This is a genomic window from Mucilaginibacter yixingensis, assembly GCF_041080815.1.
Classification (GTDB): domain Bacteria; phylum Bacteroidota; class Bacteroidia; order Sphingobacteriales; family Sphingobacteriaceae; genus Mucilaginibacter; species Mucilaginibacter yixingensis.
Genome location: NZ_CP160205.1, coordinates 3,513,735 through 3,534,508 on the forward strand (window position 1 = coordinate 3,513,735; position 20,774 = coordinate 3,534,508).

The window sequence follows — 20,774 nt, forward strand, 5'->3', positions numbered from 1 at the left end:
GAATGGCATTACAATGTGGTATAGTGGGTTTGCCGAATGTGGGGAAATCAACACTTTTTAACTGTTTATCAAATGCAAAAGCGCAGGCGGCCAACTTTCCGTTCTGTACTATTGAGCCAAATGTGGGCGTAATTACCGTGCCCGATGAGCGCTTAACCAAACTGGCCGAACTGGTTGTTCCGCAGAAAGTAGTGCCTAACACCATTGAGATTGTTGATATTGCCGGTCTGGTAAAAGGTGCCAGCAAAGGCGAGGGTTTGGGTAATCAGTTTTTGGCCAACATTCGCGCCACTAACGCCATTTTGCACGTGCTGCGTTGTTTTGATAATGATAACGTAATTCACGTTGACGGCTCGGTTGACCCGATCCGCGATAAAGAGATCATTGATACTGAGTTGCAGCTGAAAGACCTTGATTCGATCGAGAAAAAGATCAGCAAGATTGAGAAAATGGCTAAAACCGGCGGCGATAAAGATGCCAAAAAAGCATTTGAAGTGCTTTCGGTTTACAAAGCCCACCTGCTGGAAGGTAAATCTGCCCGCACCGCTCCTGTTGCCGAAGAAGATAAAGAGCACATTGCCGACATTTGGCTGCTAACCGCCAAACCGGTATTGTATGTATGCAACGTTGAAGAAAGCGCCGTTAACACCGGCAACGCTTATGTTGATAAAGTAAGAGAAGTAGCCAAAGCCGAAGGTGCCGAAGTGCTGGTGATCTCTGCCCAGATTGAGTCTGAAATTGCACAACTGGAAAGCTATGAAGAGCGCCAGATGTTTTTGGACGATTTAGGTCTTGCTGAATCAGGTGTTAACAAGCTAATCAAAGCGGCGTACAAGCTACTTAACCTGGCTACCTACTTCACTGCTGGTGTGCAGGAAGTACGTGCGTGGACTATTACCCTGGGCTTTACCGCTCCGCAGGCTGCCGGCGTTATCCACTCTGATTTTGAAAAAGGCTTTATCCGCGCCGAGGTAATTAAATATGCAGACTTTGTGGCATTTGGTTCTGAAGCAGCATGTAAAGAGAATGGCAAGCTAGGCGTAGAGGGCAAAACCTATGTTGTGGAAGACGGCGATATCATGCACTTCCGTTTTAATGTGTAAGGTTAATTTCGGACTTCGGATGTTCAATTTCGGATTTTGAAATATTGGTAAAAGACAAAGGCGATGAAAAATTCATCGCCTTTGTCTTTTATATCTTTATCGCTTTTTATTCTTTATAAATCCGAAATCGAACATTCTAAATTCGAAATAAAAATAAAACCCCCTTTCACTCGCTGTCAGGGGGTTTTAACCTAAACCTTATCACAATAGCAAATGTTTCCACTTGCTAAGTTGCAAACATAGTAAAAAATGAATGAAGAACAGGTGAGTTTTTTTCAAATCCTCAAAATTTTATGTTTGTTACGCTATGGTGACATTAGGCACCAGCGCCTAATTCAAGTCCAATATTTGGAAATCATCTTTTTGCGGGTTTTACCCCCAATATTATGCAGTTAACCTAAACGAAACACGAAAGTTTCTTGCTAATTAGGCTTGATTGAACAAACCAGCCCGCTTAATCTACAATTTAGCGATCGTACACGCCTTTTTTTCTTCATCAACAAGGCTATTTTTGGGCACACAAGCTTATTAACTAAACTTATCACCCAGTGGAAAATATAAAACAGAACGAAAACTGATTTACAGATTAAAAATTGGAAATAAACAGGAAAGCCTGCCAAATGGCAGGCTTTCCTGTTCTTTATAACCGACTGAAAATTTTATCTATTGAAAACAAATTTTCTCTCATTAAAAGTAGCATCAGAAAAATGCATTGTCCACGTCACTGTAATATGATCCCAATTATCAGGATTAAATGAATAGACGTCCATCGCCAAATCTGCTATGCGGGTGCCTGGATAAGACACTGTGTCCTGGTGAAAAGTCAAAGACGACGTATCGCTAGAGGCCGAAATGGAAAGATCAACCTCGCTGATATAAACACTGGGGTCTGTTGGTTCATCATAGTTTTGCCCCTCGATCCGATAATGATAGTCTACGTCCTCGGCAAAAAATACATCCTCTACCAAAAGCTCGTCTGCCGTGTTGCTACATGAATAAAAATCCGACAGGTTAATCCAATAATTTGGACCGGAATTAAAGTAGGTGTAATTAGTTTGAGCAAAGCTCAGTTTGGTAACAAACATGGCTAAAAAGCACAACAGGAACACTTTTTTCATAGTACATAAGGTTTATAATAAAGGCCTACTCTTTTTAAGATTTTCGGCTTCCTCTGCTGAGATAGAGGGGCTAAATTGGTATGGAACAACCGCTTATACGAATATAACTAATGATGAGTTACCTTTAGATTAACCTACTGTTAAACAACAAAAATTGGCCAATTGACCAACTTTTGTTGTTTAAATAATCCAATACCTTAATGGGTGGAGCTGTGACGTATAATATGAGTTATCAATTCAGATCCTCATTCAACTCATTTTGTTTCTTTTGTGGCTTGGTTGGTGTTTTACCACCATCAACACGGGTAATACGCAGGGCCATATATGGCTTTCCTGTCAGTTTTACCGGTGCACTTTTATCGCTAAAGCTGTAATTATCGCTCTTTTTAATCTCAAACGTTTTGTTTACTGGTGTAATGGTCATATTCCAGGTATCAATTACATCAACCTTAAACTTCATACCGTCGGTAAGGGCTTCTTTAGGCAATTTAAAATCCCAGGTGGCTGGCGTGTCCTTACCAAAGTATAACAGGTAATATTCGCCGGCTTTACCTGCTAGGTTAGGGCTATAAAAATGATCAATTGGGGTTAATCCTTCCTGCGGACCAGCCTCTACAATCTTTTTCAAAAACGCAATGCGTGCCGGGCTCTGGCCGTTTAGTTTACCACCTTTACCAATCCATCCGGTTGATGTGGTTTCGCCGTGGGTAGCAAAACCGCCGCCAATGTAAACGTTCCAGAAACGGAAGGTCATTTCTTCGCCGGTCAGCTGGCCCCAGCGGCGCTCAATGTTACCCTCGTAGTTAATTTCGTCATTTACAATGGGCTTACGATAGATATCGCGCAGCAAAGAACTACCAAAAGGCGCTTTTGCCACATTATAATACTGCAAACTTACGTGGGTAACCCACGGCTTAGTGTAATCATAAATACGATCGGCATTGTGGATAGAGCGTAAGTGGCCGTACGGATCGGCCTTTTGCACTACCTGGAAGTAACGATCCCAGTCTTCATCAGTTAACTGACGGATAAAGCTGTTCTCATTACACAAACTCCACCAAATGTTATGGAAAGCTGCAAAACGGGCCACCATATATTTCAGGAAACGGATATTGGTTTCATCGTCCATCTTATCAAAGCCCCATTTACCGCCATCATACGGGCGGAATAGGATCAGGTCAGACTCTACGCCAATTTCTTCTAACTGCTTAATATTTTTCTCCAGACGACGGAAGAACTCAGGATTAAAACGCGAGAAATCAAAGTTCTCTTTCGATGTGCCCACAAACGGGAAAACGGTTAGCTTATCCGGCCCATCAACATAGCCGCCTTTAAACGGCGGGATAGCCAGCATACGCACTTTATTAAAGGGCGAGCTTTTCAGCGTTTGTATGGTTTCGTTCTGCGTCTCCTGGTTTTGAAAAGCCCACTCGTAAATGGTTGTGCCGAAGGGGGTGTAGGCAGTGCTATCGGCATAAGCAAAATGATATTTGTGGCTCACCACTACCGGGCCATGCACATTTTTATCAGCAGCGGTACAGGTAAAACTGCCGTGCTTTTTATCCAGCTCAGCATGATTACTGGTTACCGAATAGGTCCACTCACCTTGCTTGTCGGGCATAAACCTGATCTTGTAAATACCATCGCCATCATAAAAACCCTCGGGACGGAAAACTTCGTTACCATGACGAAACTCGCCTACCAGCACCGTATTGATAAACGGATCGCCGGCATCGCTGCCTTTAAGGGTAAGTTCAAAAACGCCCCACTGTGGCACTTTGTCCTGTGCATGCAGGCCAGTGCAAAAAACAAGAAATAAACAAATAGCAAAAAGCTGTTTTAGGTTGATCATATATTCTAAATGATGTTTAATGGATTGCAAATTAGTTTCAAGAATAGATTTGTTTGTAAAGCTGTGGTGTTTTGCCGGTGAGCTCTTTAAAACACCGGTGAAAGCACGAGAAATTATTAAAACCGCTCTCATAACACACCTGTTTAATATTCACCTTGTTATCTATTAACAATTTACAGGCATACCCTACCCTTATTTCTATCAGGAATTGCGAGTAAGTTTTGCCTATTTGTTGTTTGAAATAGCGGCAGAAAGAGCTCTCGGTAAGGCCGGCAATAGAAGCAACTTCCTGGAGCTTTATCTTCTTCCCGAAGTTGGTGAGCGAAAAATTATAAACGGCATTGATGCGGCTATCGTCCGCGTCAATAAAATCATACTTAAACCCTACCGACGATAGTTGCACCACCTGCTCTTCTTTTGTAATGGCGTGTAGGCATTCCAGCAGCGCTATAATCCGGTTTAACCCTTCTGTAGCATGTATATTTTCTATCAGACGGGCAACCTCTGGTGATTTACTGGCTTTAAGCAGTAGCCCTTGCCTGGCCCGCTCAAGCAAGTTTTTCAGCGCCCTGCTTTCCGGGAGACATAAAAAACGCTCGCCCATAAAGTTCTCAAAAAAATGGATTACAGTAGCGTAACTGTCAGGGCGGGTATCGGTCTCCACATCTTCATACACCCAATAATGTGGCAGGTTTGAACCGATGAGTAAAATATCGCCCGCGCTAAATTTGGATATATTATCGCCAATAAACTGCGTGCCATGGCCTGAATGTATAAAAATCAACTCCACCTCGCTGTGGTAATGCCAGCGATTATTGACGTTAGGCTCCTGCTCTTTACGCACGCTAAAAGAGTTGGCCGGCCCATAGGGCACCTTCAGCAAATGGGGCTTCATAATTGTTTTTCAACCAAATACATTAAACAAAACAACACATGCCGCACCCGTAAACCGGGCCGGCTGGTATCCTATTCAATAAAATTTCTCTGAAAATTGGTTTATAAACAGACCAATATTAATAAATATCACCTTCAATTACAATCTTGCGAACCAGATAAGATAAAATATCTTAATAGTTGGACAATTACTCCAGCCTAAAAATTAACGGGTAACCGATATTAGAGATACCAATTCTACCCCACTTGGGGTCCAAGACCGATTAAGAAATTTTTTATAGAATAATCATACAGGCGCAGTGCATATGCATTGCTGTCTGCTATGTAAGTATTTGCTGTTGAATTGTTTGCGGAACGAACAATACTTAACGGTTTTGGATATGCATTGGTAACGTTTGATAGGGGAAATAAAACCAATTAATAACTAAAAACAATCTGGAATGAATCGAAACTTACTCATCCGATGTACAGTGGCGTTTCTGCTGCTCTGTAGCGCGCACTTGTATGCACAGCAAAGAACCGTGAGGGGAAAAGTGGTTGACAAAAAAGACAACCTGCCCTTGCCCGGAGTTTCTGTAAAAGTGAAGGGCGATACCCGTGGTATTGCCACCAGCGTAGACGGCACCTTTGTGCTCAACCTCAACTCGGGGAGCACGGTGCTGCAATTTTCATTTATAGGCTATCAATCTCAGGAAATTGATGTAAAAGCCCGCGATTTTGTTAGCGTGGAGATGGAAAGCACCAACGCCAAGCTAAACGAAGTGGTAGTGGTTGGTTACGGCCAGCAAGCTAAGCGTTATGTAACCGGTTCTGTTGCCAAAGTTGATGTAAAACAGACTGAAGATATGCCGGTAACCAATTTTGCGCAAAATTTGCGCGGACGCGTACCCGGCGTTACGTTCTCTGACGGCGGACGACCAGGCCAGGGAGGTACGATACAGGTGAGGGGCGTACGCTCGCCCAGCGGCAACAAAGGACCGCTTATTATTTTAGATGGGGTATTCTTTTATGGCAGTTTGCAAGACATCAACAGCGATGACATTGCCTCGCTGCAGGTATTAAAAGACCAAAGTGCTTTGGCCATCTATGGTACCCGTGCGGCAAACGGTGCCATACTGATCACCACCAAAAAAGGGCTGAGCGATAAGCCAACTATTAGTGCCAACGCGTTCTATGGCGCCTCTTCATGGAGCAAACGGGTAAAGCTATACAGTCCTGAAGGCTACCTGCAACGTATACTTGATTACCGCGCGGCTAACGGTCAAACGTCAGACCCTACGCAAATCAGAAGCTACCTGCAAACTACCGAGCAAACGCAATATGATGCAGGGCAAACTGTTGATGGGTGGGACGCCATATCGGCCAAAAACCCGGCTACGGCCAAATACAACCTCAGCATGTCTGGCAAAACAGATCGCGTTAATTATTTTATATCGGGCCAATACGCCGACGACCAGGGACTAATTCTCAATGACCGTGAGAAACGGGTAGTAGGCCGCGCCAATATCAGTTCTAATGTTACCAACTGGCTTAACTTAGGCATCAACTCGTTGTTCAGCAAGCGTAATGACTCAGGAGTTCGCCCGCCTATAGACCAGGGATATTCGCTAAGTCCGTATGCTAAATTATATACAGACGCATCGCAAACCGCATTGCTGCCTTATCCATCGGTAGATCAATTGCAGTTTAACCCGTTATTTAACCCAACTTACTCAAAAAACGATGTGCAATCATATGCCTTCCAGGCCAGTATGTTCGCCGTTGTTGACTTTCCTTTTGTAAGGGGTTTAAGCTACCGTGTAAACTACAACCCAAACTACATCTGGTCTCATAACTATGCTTTTACACCTAACTATAATGCCAATGGTTATGTAAACACCGGCAGTGCGTCCAAGCAAAATCAACAATTATCAAACTGGCAGTTGGAAAACATTCTGACTTATAATAAAAAGATCAATGAAGATCATGAGTTTGATGTAACACTGCTTTATGGCCGGGATAACCAGTACACAGAGAGTACTACCGCGCGATCTTCAAACATCTTCAATAATTCAAACGGATGGGATAATCTTAATTTAGGTACCACCCAAACGGTAGCGTCAACATCGCAATTGGTAACATCGTTATCATCTATGGCGCGCATCAATTACCATTATAAAAACAGGTATTTCTTAACGCTGACCGCCCGTCATGATGGCAACTCGCAGTTTGGCGAAGGACAGAAATTCGGCACCTTCCCTTCTGCCGCATTTGCCTGGGTAGCCTCAGACGAACCTTTTATCAAAAACGCGCTACCTATGTTTGACCAGATCAAGGTGCGCACATCCTATGGTAGCGTTGGTAACATAGCCAGCGACCCATACCGGTCATTAATACAGTTAAATGTTACCCAATATGTATTTGGCGATGGCAGCCAGACCTATAATGGTATTGCGCCTAACCCGCAGTTTTTACCAAGCCCGCTGCTGGGCTGGGAAACCACTAAAGGTTATAATGCCGCCATTGATTTTGATTTACTAAAAGGACGCTTTAACGGTACGGTAGAATATTATAACAACCACACTACGGGGTTATTACAGTTGCAAAGCGTTCCGGTACTTACCGGCTTTACCAATCAATATGTCAACATTGGTGAAACCAATACCTGGGGATTTGAATTTAGCCTCAACAGCGTGAATATGAAATCGAAAGATTTTGAGTGGGATACTAATTTCATTTTCTCTTATACCGCCAATAAGTGGCTGCATATTAAATACCAGGACGGTAACCACGACGGCATTGAAGATAATGACATTGCCAACAATTGGGTAATTGGTCAGCCTATCCGTATTGCTTATGACTATACCCGCGACGGAATTTATCAAACCGGAGATGTGTTGCCATCGGGCTATAAACCAGGCTGGATCAGGGTGAAAGACATCAATAACAGTGGCAGCATCACATCTGATGACCGCTCGCCGGTTGGTTCGCTTGATCCTAAATACAACTATGGCCTTACCAACACTTTTCGTTATAAAAACTTCAATTTCTCATTCATGCTCAACGCCATGACCGGGTATATTGCAGCATTTAACGAACAGGATGTGAGCAACGCCACCGGGCAGAGCAGTTTCCCTGGCCGCCCGCTCAATATGCTGGATGCAGGCTACTGGACACCACAAAACCAGTCTACCACGCGTCCGGGACTTAACTTTACCAACCCCCTGCTCATTCAATATTATGTAAGCCGCAATTTCTTAAGGCTGCAAAATGCAACATTGGGCTACACGTTACCTAAAACACTTACTAACAAGCTAGGAGTAAACAGTTTACGCGTTTATGTGAGCGGACAAAACTTAATTACCTGGACCAAATGGCCCGGACCAGACCCTGAAAGCGGTAATGCTGCTGTTACCGGCTTGTATCCAACAGCTCGCATTATTAGTGGCGGTCTCAACTTGAATTTTTAATGACAAATATTTCAGCAATGAAAATCAATTATAAAAAATACGGCAACAAGGCCTTAACGGCATTGATGCTAACAGCCGGGCTGGCATTGACCACCGTAAGCTGTAACAAAAACGTACTGACAGAGAAACCGACAGGTTTCCTTAACCCAGATGTAACGCTGGTAAACAAGGCGGGGTTTGAAAGCGCTATAACCGGTTTGCACGCCGGCGCACGCGATCTGTATTTCGGGCAGGATGGATCAAAGCAATGGTGGGCATTTTTAGGTACCGATGAGTTTATGACCGGCGACCCTACTCTGGCTGATTTTAACAACTACCCTACCTGGCTAACACCTGTGCAAACCTCTGTAACAGCCACATGGAATTTGCTTTATTCTGAAGTAATTACACGTGCTAATGAGATTATTGACTATGCCAACCGCCCCACCGCTACCTGGGCCAGCGATGCAGAAAAGAACGCAGAGGTTGCCGAAGCCCGTTTCTTCCGCGGATGGGCGCATAATTACCTGGCAGAAATGTATGGCGGGGTGCCAATTGTAGACCAATTCTACACCTATAACAAAATAGATTTTGTACGTGCCTCACGAGATCAGGTGTATGATTTTGCCCGCCAGGATCTGGAGTTTGCAGCACAATGGTTACCGGCAACAACCACCATGCCCGGCCGTATTACCAAAGGTGCAGCCAACCATCTGCTGGCCGAGGTTTATATCAACCTGAAACAGTATGATAAAGCTATTGCCGCAGCAACAGCCGTAATAGGCTCGGGCCAATACCAGTTGATGACGGCTCGCTTTGGCAGCACCCTTAGTCAACCCGGCGATGTATTCTCTGACCTTTTTAGAGATAACAACCAAAACCTGGCTGCCAATAAAGAAACCATCTGGGCCATACAAATGGAGTATTTAACACCCGGTGGTATAGCGCTGGCCAACCAGGGTAACACCACCCTGCGTGCGTTTGGTAACCGCTACTGGAACATACAAGATCCTGACAAGAAAGCCGGCATGGTGGTTGCAGACAGCCTGGGCCGTGGTGTGGGCTGGTGCCGCCCTACTAATTACCTGATGTACAATATTTGGGCAAATGACGCAGGCGATATCCGTAACTCGCAATACAACATTCGCCGCGAGTTTTATTATAACAACCCTGCATCGCGCTTTTTAGGACAGAAGGTAGATAGAAAAAGTGCGCTGGTTGATACTACCTGGGATGCTTATCCAACTATCCGTAAAATTGAGGGCCTCTCGTTGGCGGGCGCTTCATACGGCCGTACATTTAAGGAGTTTTATATGATGCGCCTGGCCGAAACTTACCTGCTGCGCGCAGAGGCATATTTTAGAAAGGGCGACTTGCCTAACGCGATGGCAGATATCAACACAGTACGCAATCGTTCTAAGGCGCCTAACATCACCGCAGCACAAGTTACTGAAGACTTTATTTTGGATGAACGCGCCCGCGAGTTAATGCTGGAAGAACCACGCCGGCTGACATTATCACGCATGGGCCGACTGGTAGATCGCACCAAAGTTTACAACCCTAAAAGCGGGCCGAGTATAGTGTCAACAAATGAACTATACCCTATCCCTCAAACAACTATTGATGCCAACACCGCGGCCAAGATTGATCAAAACCCTGGTTATAATCAATAAAGCCTAATGTTTATCACATAAAAAAACCGGCAATTGCCGGTTTTTTTATGTGATCTATTTCTTTATTATTTTCTGCATCTCATCCTCCACCCGCTTCATTAGTGCGGCAAAGTTGTCCAGCAGTTCAGTCACCCTTTTACTGCCGGCACTCTCATCTGGCAAATTCTCAAGCTCTCTTACCGCTTCCAACGCTTTTTTTATCTCCAGGTTACTGATCATCGGCTTAATTTTATGCCCCAATTTGCGGATGGCATCAATATCATTTTGCGCAAACGCGTCCCGCATCTCTTGTATCACCTGAGGGGTTTGCTCCAGAAACAGACCAATCATCCGCTTAATGAACACCTTATCACCACGACTGATCTGTTCCAGTTTTTCCAGACTATACAACGGACCCGATTGCTCAACTTCTTCAGCAACAACAGGCTCGTCATCTTCTAACGGAGCTTCCAGATGCAGGCAACGGGCTATCTCGTTAATCAGATCGTTCTCTTCAAATGGTTTGGATACAAACCCGTTCATACCGGCAGCAATACAACGCTCGCTATCGCCTTTAATGGCATTGGCAGTCAGAGCGATGATGGGAATGTCCATCTTCAACTCTTTACGAATTACCTCTGTGGCTTCCAGACCGCCCATTACGGGCATCTGCATATCCATCAGCACCAAATCATAATCTTTACCGTACTTAAGCGTTTTAACCGCTTCGGCACCGTTTTTGGCCTCAATGGTTATTACGCCATAGTTATCCAATACAGTGATAGCTACAAGGCGGTTAACCTCATTATCTTCGGCCAATAAGATTTTTTTACCTTTCAGGAAGGTGCTATCAATCAAATCTTTCTTGGCATCCTGCCTATCATCTTCAGTACCAATTTCGAGCGGCAGACTAATAAGAATCTCTGTACCAATATCTTTTTTGCTATAGACATTGATTTGCCCCTGCATCAGCTCCACCAACTCCTTGGTAATAGCCATGCCCAAACCTGTGCCGCCGTATTTGCGGGCAGTGGTACGGTCTTCCTGCGTAAATTTTTCAAACAGATGGCCCAGGTATTCCTCAGAAATACCGATGCCCGTATCGCGTACGCTAAACTCGACAACCTGTTTGTGATCGATCTTTTTCCGTAAACGGCAAGACAGCGTTACGCCACCTTTTTCGGTAAACTTCACCGCGTTGCTTACCATATTGAGCAAGATCTGATTGATACGATGTGCATCGCCTATCAGTACAGGGGCAATGTTGTCATCATAGTTCAGAGACATTTCCAAGCCTTTTTCTTCAGCCCGGGGCTTCATTACACTCACTACGTGCTCCAGCACCTCACCGGCGTTAAAACCGGTTTGCTCCAGCTCCAGTTTGCCGGCTTCTATTTTAGAAATGTCTAATATATCGTTAATCACCACCAGCAGGTGATCTGCCGCGGTGTTGATAGTATTAAGGAAGAACCGTTGCTGATCATTCATGCCTGTTTTTTCCAGCTGACGACCCATACCGATAATGGCATTCATCGGTGTACGGATCTCATGGCTCATATTAGCCAGGAAAGATTCTTTAGCCTTTACAGATTGTTCGGCCTCTTCACGTGCCTCGCCCAGTTCCAGCTCAAGTGCTTTACGCAGGGTAATATCCAGGTGTATGCCGATTGACCCCATCAGCTCGCCCGAGTCATTATACCTCGGCGCGCCGCTGATAAGCCACCAACGCACTTCGCCTTTTTTGTTTTTAACAATCAGCTCATAAGCGTCAGAGACGCCCTCCCTGCGCAGTGCATTCTTGTTTTGCAACAGCGCGTTACTTTCAGTTGTCGGGAAAAGCTTTTCTGCCTGGCGCCCCAGTAACTCTTCCAGTTTATAGCCAGACATATCGCAAAAACTCTGGTTGGCGTATTGGATCACTTCGTTGTTATCCACTTCCAGCAAACCCAGGTTCATGTTGGCCAAAATGTTGCGGTATTTTTCCTCGCGTATGCTGATGGCCTGCTCGGCAATTTTGCGCTCTGTAATATCAGTATGCGTGCCAATAACGCGGGCGGGCAGCCCCTCCGGCGTACGGCTTACCACCATGCCCCTATCAAGTACCCAGATGTAGTGACCATCTTTATGGCGAATACGGTATTCTATCTGATGGTTAGAAAGTTTTTGAAAAAAGTATTGCTGATCTGTCATCATTACCCGGGCCATATCTTCCGGGTGAATGCGGTTCATCCATTCATCAGGCTGGTTTGGAAACTCTTCGTCCCGGTAACCCAGCATTTCTTTATATCGCTTGGAGAAGAAAATCTTACGGGTTTGGAAATCATAATCCCACACGCCGTCGCCAGAACCATCCAATGCAAACTGCCACAGCTCCTGGCTCGATTTCAGCTGACGTTCTACCTCGTCACGTTTGCTAATCTCATCTTTTAGCAGCTCAACAATCTCCAGCAGGTTTTCGCTCTCTGCGCTGAAACCTTCTACCCCTACTTGGGCAATGGCCTCTTTGAGTTTCTCTATCGAGATCTTACGCGATTCCACTTCTTTTTGCAGGCGCTCGTTCACCTCCACATATTCCTCTTCACTCATTTTGAAGGCGCGCTCTGCCAGTAAACTATCTTTTTCATAGGCGATATATGAGTTATTCACCGCCTCTAAAAAAGCAGAAAGGCCGGAGGTATCCCCCGGCAGGTGTTTTTTTATTTGTCGTTCCAGCAGTTTATTCAGCTTCATGGAAAGTGGTTATTGTCATTGTTTGGTTATGCAGCTGGCATCCCTCCCCTTTTATCAGTGGCGATATCTCGCCATAAGAGTAGAAGCCCGATAGCAGCGTGTTGTGTTTAAACACTTCGTCAACCGCATCTACCTCATCTTCTGTGCGCGAGCCGAGTACCATTTTACGGCCCACACAGCTAATAAGCAGTGAAAATGCCGCCGGCGTTTGCCCATTCAGGCTTGATGATTGCGTAGCAGCATCTGATGCAGCGCTGGTGAGCTTATCAAAATTAGCACGCATAAAACGCACTTTGGCACCTACCGGGATATCGCCCGCAAAGGTCATACTACCAGCCTGATCATCAACCGAAAGGATGGTACGTACAATTGGCTCGCTGTTACCCGGCAAAGTTACAGATAACGGGTACAACAACGCACTGCCAGGTAATGCATCGGCATCCGGACCAAGATAGCGTTTATATAGTTCAAGTGCATTTTTATCATCAATCTCAAACAGTACGTTATCTTTAGAACGGGTTACCACCCTTTCCAGGCCAAATGTTTCCCAACCGCCTTTCGAGCCGTGTTCTACCCGCAGGCTATTGCCGTAAAAGCCGATGCCCACAATCAGTCCCTCCTGTGGCTTGCTGTTCAAACCAACCAGGGTTGATTCAAACCGGCCACCATCACCAGCCAAGCCACCTGTTACCAGTATTTTTTGCTCGGTTACCGAGTTGATGCCGCGTACCAGCTCGCTGCCATTTACGTAGCGTCCGTCTGATAATACCAGTACGTACGCCAGACCTGCGTGATCAAATTTATTGATTAAAGCTTTACCTGCAGCAAAACTATCCGGATAATCTTTTATATCTACCTTTTGTGGCTGTAAACGAGTCTTATCAAACTGCAAAGCGGCCACGCTAAACCCCTCATCACTTACCGAAGTATGATAAATTTCGCCGGCTGTTGAGCAGATAGCAATAATAGCCTCTGGAAACTTCTCTTTCATCAGACCATAAACATCAGTATTCAGCAACTCATCTTTAGCCGAGAAGCAAAGTGCCAGCTGCGTTGACGGGCCATCTAAAGACATGCTTTGAGCATGTGTTTCCCATTGACCGTTTTGATATTGATATAGTGCAGTTTTCATACTTGTATTTTTAAAGTTGGGGTATTTATCCTTCTAATTCTTTTTCCTGGATCATTTTATAGATGGTTGATTTGCCGATGTCCAGTTTGTCGGCAGTTTTCAGCACGTTGCGGTTATATTTATCCAAAAAGTGCTGAATGATCAGTACGGTATATTCTTTCAGGGTTTTCTCTTTCGAAAAAATATCTTCTTCGGAACGTGGCGCGCTGAAACGGATATCTTCTACCTGGATCTCCTGTCCATCGCTCATTACCACAGCCAAATCAATCATTGATTTCAGTTCGCGGATGTTGCCGGGAAACTCGTATCTCATCAGTTTCTCTTTGGCCTCGGTACTAAACTGCTTTAAAGGCAATTTGTTCTCTTTACAAAACTCTTCCAGAAAGTGGCGGGCCAGCAACAGCACATCTCCACCACGCTCGCGCAGCGGCGGCAGTTCAATAGGCAGGCCCATAATGCGGTAATAAAAATCCTCACGGAAATAACCTTGCTTTACCTGATCCTGCAGGTTTTTGTGGGTAGCCACAATTAGGCGAATGTCCAGCTTTACTTTTTCGCTACCCCCCACGCGCACCAGCTCACGCTCTTGCAGTACGCGTAGTAGTTTGCTTTGCAGGTTTACATCCAGCTCGCCTATTTCATCCAAAAATATGGTGCCGCCGTTGGCCTCTTCAAACTTTCCAAGTTTGCGCGTAAGTGCACCGGTAAAAGCGCCTTTTTCGTGACCAAACAGCTCGCTCTCTAATAGCTCTGACGGTATGGCGGCCATGTTAAGGGCCACAAAGGGTTTCTTTTTACGGTCTGAATGATAATGAATAGCCTTAGCCACTAACTCCTTACCTGTGCCTGTTTCGCCAGAGATGGATACGTTGATATTGGTACGCGCCGCTTTTTCCATCAGCGTGAAAACTTTTTTGATGGCGGCAGATGCTCCTTTAATTACTTTCTCAAATTCATAACGATGACCAAGCTCTTCGCGCAGGGTTTCCACCTCTTTTCTGAGCGCCTGATTTTCGCGGATGCGGTTAACAGCATTCCAAAGCAAATCTTTGGTATGATCGTCCTTTACCAGGTAATCTGCAATGCCTTTTTTGTAAAGGTCTATCGCCGTAGTAATATCCTCCTGCGCACTGATAACAATTACAGGCACAGCAGGATTAACCTGCTGTACCTGTTTGAGCAATTCTGCTCCGTTCATGTCGGGCAGGCTGTAATCCATCGAGATCAGATCAGGTTTCTGATGCAGCTCGCGAAGGCAGTCTTTCCCCGTCATAAACCGGGTTATTTTATAATCAGGGTTAAGGGACAAATGATATTGCAGTATTTCACCGTACCACGGATCGTCTTCTACTATAAATATGTGATATGCACTCATTTTATTCAGGTAGATTAATGGTTAAACACAGCATTAAAACGTAACAGATTTATAGGTCTTTTTTTTTCAACCGGTGTAACTGAATGGGGCTTCTCAGTTACCCGGTTAAACAACACTTCATATTTAGTAGCTACCAACGCCCAGGTATAACGACGCTGAACCGTTTCTTTCATTACCTGACCGATGTACTGGAACTCGCCAACAGTAGTGTGGTTAAGCAACACAGAAAGCGCTATGGCCGAGTCAAAATACAGGGCATTACCCTCAGTAACTTCCATATTATTAGGAGTCTTCATTGCCAATACCGGCAAACCGCTAAACATAGCCTCCAACAAAACCGGATCTAAACCACCCGGTACATTGCCATGGATATAAGCAAAGCTATTACGGGCCAGCATATCCAACTCCTGCTGATTACGGATAGCATCCAGCATGTGGATATTTGAATAACTAGAAAAAACCTTACGCAATGAGCGGCCATACTCACTTTTTTGCCAGTTACCCACCAACACCAACTGATGATGCGGCGCCAGAACGAACGATTGCAGAATCATTTCTACATTGTTTTCCGGCGCTATACGGCAAAAGCCAAAGGCATAACGCTCGTTAATAAAGCTGTACTTGTTTCTAACTACATCCGGCACGTGGCCTTTACCTAACAGATAATGGCGCAGCGCAGCCACATCCTGCATTGATTCATTATTTTCAATATTTATGTGAGCGCACTTTTTTGCAACCCATTCTGCCGCACGGCGATATGCAACCGACAGTTTAGTATAATTGTTTCTTTTCCACTCAAAACCATCAACTGAGGTGATTACCTTTTTATTGGTAAACAACCTGATGAACGGAATAATAAAGGCCGAACTTACTCCCATAATAAACAGAACATCTGCATAGAACAGGGCATGAAAAATGCTCACCAGATCGTAAAAGAAACTTTGCACGCCATCGGCCTTAAATGGCAGATACACCAGGCGGGCACCGTTAAATTTGCGCGCTTTACGGCCATATTGTTTTGACGAGCAGTACACCGTAAAATCCCAGTTTTTGCCCAGGTTATCTACAATGTGCGCAGCCAGGGTTTCAAAACCGGTGTACTTTGCGGGTATGCCTGCTGTACCTATTATGGCTATCTTTTTACGTTTCATTATTATACCAATTAGAGATATTAAATATTATGCCAGTTTTATAACAATCAGAATATCAATATTTTAAAATTAATTCAAGTTTGCATATTTCCAAGTTGTGGACATTTTTTCCGTTTAATGGAATCAACTTATGCGCTTTGTCTCACAAATTTTTTTACCGTTCTCATACGACCGGTCACCATGGTGATATAGTCGAGCGCATAATCATACTTACTGGTAGTCGAAGTGATATGTCTGATCTTTTCAAGTACACTTCTATGTTCAGGGCCAGGCAACAATATCACATCAATTTCGCTATCAAATGATTTAATGCGTTTCAATAATTCAAGATTAAGATCGTACCCCAGGTTGCTGCTCAGTAAAACCAGATCAGGGTGAGCGTATAAATTGTTCATACAATCAAACCCTGTAGAAAAGGTGGTAACATTAGCAATACCTTGATTGGTGATGTGGTTGCGATAGAGATTCAGGCTGAACTGGTCTGCATCTACAAGAAATATAGATAAGTGTTCCATTTTATTTTTTTGTTGTTTGATTTCTCTATAGACATCATCTATGCCAAACAATTAATACACTGATTATCAATAACTTAAATTCGTGCCAAAAATCTAAATTTCCAAATAAAAAACACCATTTCCAAAATATGGACAATATTTCGCGTCTAAAATCATCTAAAACATGACGTGCATCTCTAACTGATTTAACACTAATTAACTATTTCATCCCAATGGTAATAGTTTACTTTGCAGCGCTGTTCTATTAAGCCATGTTATTAAAATCAACCTATTGCCTGTTTTCCATATTATTCATGCTCACCGTTGGTGCGCACGCACAATCATCAGAAAATTCAGTAATCTATGATGGCAAGGGAGTGGATAGTCTGAAAATGGGCACGCTCACCTCGCTGGATGTAAAACAGATGCTGGGAAATGATTTTATAGCCACCAACCATAGCGATTATTCTATCGAGCTATTTTATCCTAAGCTGGGGATGGCTTTTTACCGCAAATATGGGCCTGATACCGGCAAGATCTTTTGTATGTCTTTCCGTAAAGATTACCTGGGCAAAACATCGCGAGGGTTTAAAATGAGCAGCATGACCGTGCAGGATATACTGCGCCTGTATGGTAAGGCCAACTGGACTTACCTGGAACGCGACAGCGCCGTTTACGCCAGTTATGAGGAGGCAGGTATCTACTTTGCTATTAAGCCCCGCGGTATACCGCCAGCAAAATTCAATGCGGAAAAACCCGACGCCGCCCTTGTTAAGGCCCGGAACGACTATTTTATGAACTTATACTATAACGATCAAGTGGAAGAAATTACCATTGGGGTGCCAGGAACGGACTTTTAGCCTGACATTCCATTTTTTGGAATATCATTAATCAACTCAACTAACGGGAGCAAAAGATAATGTGATGAACCATTAGTGTGGCCATAAGCATCACAATCATGAATAACGTCTTTAGCGCCTCCCGTTGGTTGAGTTGGCATAGGAGCTATAAACAAGAAAGGGTTAGCCTGCAGGCTAACCCTTTCTTGTTTATTATAAAAGCAGAAGCTTATTCGTTAATAGCTTTTACACCCGGTAGCTCTTTGCCTTCCATGTATTCAAGCAAAGCACCACCGCCGGTTGATACGTAGCTTACTTCGTCGGTCATACCAAATTTGGCTACTGCCGCGGCAGAGTCGCCACCACCAATTAACGAGAACGCGCCTTTTTCTGTAGCTTCAGCTACTGCATCAGCAATGGCTTTGGTGCCTACCATAAACGTATCCATCTCGAAAACGCCCATCGGGCCATTCCACAAAATCGTTTTTGATTCAGCTACGGCTTCGCTAAACACTTTCACTGTTTCCGGACCGATATCCAAACCCATCCAGTTATCAGGAATTTCGCCGGTTTTGGCAACGCCGGTTTTAGCGTTATTGGCAAAAGCATCGGCAATAACGTTGTCTAAAGGCAATAACAAATTTACGCCTTTATCTTTTGCTTTCTGGCGGATGCTCAGCGCAAGATCAAGTTTATCCATCTCTACCAGCGAAGTACCAATGTTACCACCGTCAGCTTTGGCAAAGGTGTAAGCCATACCACCGCCTATAATCAGGTTATCAACCTTATCAAGCAGGGCATCAATCAACTGGATCTTATCTGATACCTTGCTACCACCCATAATAGCAGTTAAAGGTTTTGCAGAGCCGTTTAGTACTTTCTCGGCATTTTGCAGCTCGGCAGCCATCAGGTAGCCAAAGTATTTGGCATCAGGGAAAAACTGTGCAATAACAGCGGTAGAAGCATGTGCACGGTGAGCGGTACCAAAGGCATCGTTTACATATACATCACCCAGTTTTGAAAGTTTTTCGGCAAAGGCTTTGTCGCCTTTTTCTTCTTCTTTATAAAAGCGCAGGTTTTCCAGCAGCAATACTTCGCCGCCTTCCAATTCTTTTGCTTTATTTACGGCTTCTTCGCCAATGCAATCATTAGCAAACTCTACTTCCTGTTTCAGCAGGTCAGACAGGTGAGGCACCAGGTGCTTTAATGAATATTTATCGGTCGGGCCATCTTTCGGGCGACCTAAGTGCGACATCAGGATCACGGCACCGCCATCACGCAGAATTTTCTCGATGGTTGGCAGGGCAGCCGTCATACGGTTGTCGTCGGTTATCTTGAAGTTCTCGTCTAACGGAACGTTAAAATCTACACGGATAAGTGCTTTTTTTCCTGAAAAACTTATTTGATCTATTGTTTTCATACAGAGTTGGCTTAGTTGGTGCGTGGCGAATTTGGCAAAATAATCTTGAAAATGGATGTAAAAATTTAAAAGTGTTATTTGTACACCCAAATTTCACTGTATCTTAACGTACATTGCGTGGTGCGGCCCTATTCCAGGCACCTCAAACTCGTCTGAAATTACCTCAAAGCCCAGGCCCTTATAAAACTTAACCGCCTTTTTACGGGCGTTGCACCAGCAATAATTTACCTTTTGGCCGCGCATATATACCAACGCAAAATTAACCAGTTGGTTTCCTAATCCTTGTCCCCGGTATTTATCAATGGTAGCCATGCCGCGTAGCTGATACGCTTTCCCCACAAAATCTTTATACCCCATAGGATGAAACGAAGCGATGCACGCTAACTCCTCACCTACGTAGTAACCCAGATGAAAAGTCTCTGGCGCATCATCATTCGGGAAACGGCATTCGTCCAATGTTAAGCGTCCTTCGCGCAATACTTCATTGCGGATAGCCAATACATCGCCTGCAGTTATAAACTTGATCATGCCAGGTTTAAATTATTGATGCGTTCAACCAAATCAGCCAGCCTGCTGGAGTACCCCATTTCGTTATCATACCAACCCACCACTTTAACCAATCCGCCAACTACCGATGTGAGTTGCGCATCAAAAATGCAGCTATGCGGGTTATCTAAAATATCTGTAGATACAATGGGGTCTTCTGTATACTCCAAAATATTTTTCATCGGTCCATTAGCAGCGGCCTTAAACGCGGCATTAATTTCTGCTACTGTTGCGGGCTTTTCAAGGCTACAAGTAAAATCTGTGAGCGAGCCGTTCAGAACCGGCACCCGGATGCCGGCTCCACCCAACTTACCATTCAAACGTGGAAATATATTGGTGATGGCTTTAGCAGCTCCGGTTGTTGTTGGAATAATAGAGGCTGATGCAGCCCTGGCACGACGCAAGTCTTTATGCGGTGCATCATGCAGGTTTTGGTCGCCGGTCATGGAGTGCACTGTGGTAATATAGCCGTCTACAATCCCCCAATTATCTTCCAGCACCTTAATCATGGCGGCCACATTGTTGGTAGTACATGAGGCATTAGAGATGATGGGCGCTACCAGATGGGCTACGTCATCATTAACACCCAAAACGGTTGTTGGTAATTCTTTATCGCCAGATGGTGCTGAGATGATTACTTGCTTTGCTCCGGCCTTCAAGTGCTGTTCAGCCCCCTCACGCGAGGTAAACTTGCCGGTCGACTCAATCACCAGATCGACATTAAGTTCGGCCCAGGGCAAATTGGCTGGCTCTTTTTCTGTATAAACCTTTATCGTATTGCCATTAACAATCAAATGATCATCGCCAAAAGACACCTCGCCTTTAAAGCCACGGTGCACAGAATCATACTTAAACAAATGTGCCAGCGTACGGGTATCAGTCAGATCATTAATTGCCACCACCTCTACCCCGGGTTTTAACAGAATGTTCCGTAAAAATATGCGCCCGATACGCCCAAAACCATTAATTGCTATACGCATCACCTAAATAAATTTGAGTGATCAAAACTATAAAAAATGTAAGGGAGATGGCGGCAATAA

At 44.5% G+C, this 20,774-nt stretch carries 15 protein-coding genes; 4 read left to right on the forward strand and 11 right to left on the reverse strand.

Annotated features, from left to right (window positions below):
• The first annotated feature begins 2 nt into the window (after positions 1-2).
• Positions 3-1,103 (forward strand): redox-regulated ATPase YchF, encoded by a 1,101-nt coding sequence (ychF, locus tag ABZR88_RS14155; protein ID WP_107826710.1) that lies wholly within the window; start codon positions 3-5, stop codon positions 1,101-1,103.
• A gap of 659 nt (positions 1,104-1,762) precedes the next feature.
• Here the strand turns inward: ychF and ABZR88_RS14160 are convergent.
• The 3 genes from ABZR88_RS14160 to ABZR88_RS14170 all read right to left on the reverse strand — a co-directional run bounded on the left by ABZR88_RS14160 (position 1,763) and on the right by ABZR88_RS14170 (position 4,968).
• Positions 1,763-2,221 (reverse strand): hypothetical protein, encoded by a 459-nt coding sequence (locus ABZR88_RS14160; protein WP_107826709.1) that lies wholly within the window; start codon positions 2,219-2,221, stop codon positions 1,763-1,765.
• Positions 2,222-2,453: 232 nt separating this feature from the next.
• Positions 2,454-4,073 (reverse strand): DUF5605 domain-containing protein, encoded by a 1,620-nt coding sequence (locus tag ABZR88_RS14165; RefSeq protein ID WP_107826708.1) that lies wholly within the window; start codon positions 4,071-4,073, stop codon positions 2,454-2,456.
• Between the two features lie 37 nt (positions 4,074-4,110).
• Positions 4,111-4,968, reverse strand: a complete 858-nt coding sequence (locus ABZR88_RS14170; protein ID WP_107826707.1) for an AraC family transcriptional regulator — start codon at positions 4,966-4,968, stop codon at positions 4,111-4,113.
• Positions 4,969-5,407: 439 nt separating this feature from the next.
• On the opposite strand from ABZR88_RS14170, the gene ABZR88_RS14175 reads away from it, so the two are divergent.
• Positions 5,408-8,416, forward strand: a complete 3,009-nt coding sequence (locus ABZR88_RS14175) for a TonB-dependent receptor (protein ID WP_107826706.1) — start codon at positions 5,408-5,410, stop codon at positions 8,414-8,416.
• Positions 8,417-8,433: 17 nt separating this feature from the next.
• A complete protein-coding gene (locus ABZR88_RS14180) occupies positions 8,434-10,068 on the forward strand; it encodes a RagB/SusD family nutrient uptake outer membrane protein (RefSeq protein WP_107826705.1) in 1,635 nt (544 codons plus the stop codon).
• 54 nt (positions 10,069-10,122) lie between these two features.
• On the opposite strand, the gene ABZR88_RS14185 is transcribed toward ABZR88_RS14180, so the two are convergent.
• The 5 genes from ABZR88_RS14185 to ABZR88_RS14205 all read right to left on the reverse strand — a co-directional run bounded on the left by ABZR88_RS14185 (position 10,123) and on the right by ABZR88_RS14205 (position 16,950).
• Entirely contained in the window at positions 10,123-12,777 is a 2,655-nt protein-coding gene (locus ABZR88_RS14185) for a PAS domain S-box protein (RefSeq protein ID WP_107826704.1), read from the reverse strand.
• Positions 12,764-13,909 (reverse strand): FIST signal transduction protein, encoded by a 1,146-nt coding sequence (locus tag ABZR88_RS14190; RefSeq protein ID WP_107826703.1) that lies wholly within the window; start codon positions 13,907-13,909, stop codon positions 12,764-12,766. Before ABZR88_RS14190 ends, ABZR88_RS14185 begins: the two co-directional genes overlap by 14 nt.
• A 25-nt stretch (positions 13,910-13,934) precedes the next feature.
• Complete coding sequence (locus ABZR88_RS14195) at positions 13,935-15,284, reverse strand: sigma-54 dependent transcriptional regulator (RefSeq protein WP_107826702.1); 1,350 nt, start codon at positions 15,282-15,284, stop codon at positions 13,935-13,937.
• Between the two features lie 14 nt (positions 15,285-15,298).
• A complete protein-coding gene (locus tag ABZR88_RS14200; protein WP_107826701.1) occupies positions 15,299-16,435 on the reverse strand; it encodes a DUF1972 domain-containing protein in 1,137 nt (378 codons plus the stop codon).
• A gap of 128 nt (positions 16,436-16,563) precedes the next feature.
• Positions 16,564-16,950: a response regulator gene (locus ABZR88_RS14205; protein ID WP_146166454.1), complete on the reverse strand. Its 387-nt coding sequence runs from the start codon at positions 16,948-16,950 to the stop codon at positions 16,564-16,566.
• A gap of 251 nt (positions 16,951-17,201) precedes the next feature.
• On the opposite strand from ABZR88_RS14205, the gene ABZR88_RS14210 reads away from it, so the two are divergent.
• The gene (locus ABZR88_RS14210; protein WP_107826699.1) at positions 17,202-17,789 is read left to right on the forward strand and encodes a hypothetical protein; all 588 of its coding nucleotides are present in this window, start codon (positions 17,202-17,204) and stop codon (positions 17,787-17,789) included.
• A 208-nt stretch (positions 17,790-17,997) separates the two neighbouring features.
• On the opposite strand, the gene pgk is transcribed toward ABZR88_RS14210, so the two are convergent.
• From pgk to gap, 3 genes are all read right to left on the reverse strand, one after another.
• Positions 17,998-19,188, reverse strand: coding sequence for a phosphoglycerate kinase (pgk, locus tag ABZR88_RS14215; protein ID WP_107826698.1), 1,191 nt, complete (start codon positions 19,186-19,188; stop codon positions 17,998-18,000).
• A gap of 93 nt (positions 19,189-19,281) precedes the next feature.
• Positions 19,282-19,716: a GNAT family N-acetyltransferase gene (locus tag ABZR88_RS14220; RefSeq protein ID WP_107826697.1), complete on the reverse strand. Its 435-nt coding sequence runs from the start codon at positions 19,714-19,716 to the stop codon at positions 19,282-19,284.
• Positions 19,713-20,714, reverse strand: a complete 1,002-nt coding sequence (gene gap / locus ABZR88_RS14225) for a type I glyceraldehyde-3-phosphate dehydrogenase (protein WP_211309737.1) — start codon at positions 20,712-20,714, stop codon at positions 19,713-19,715. The genes ABZR88_RS14220 and gap overlap by 4 nt, the downstream gene beginning before the upstream one ends.
• Positions 20,715-20,774: the final 60 nt, after the last annotated feature.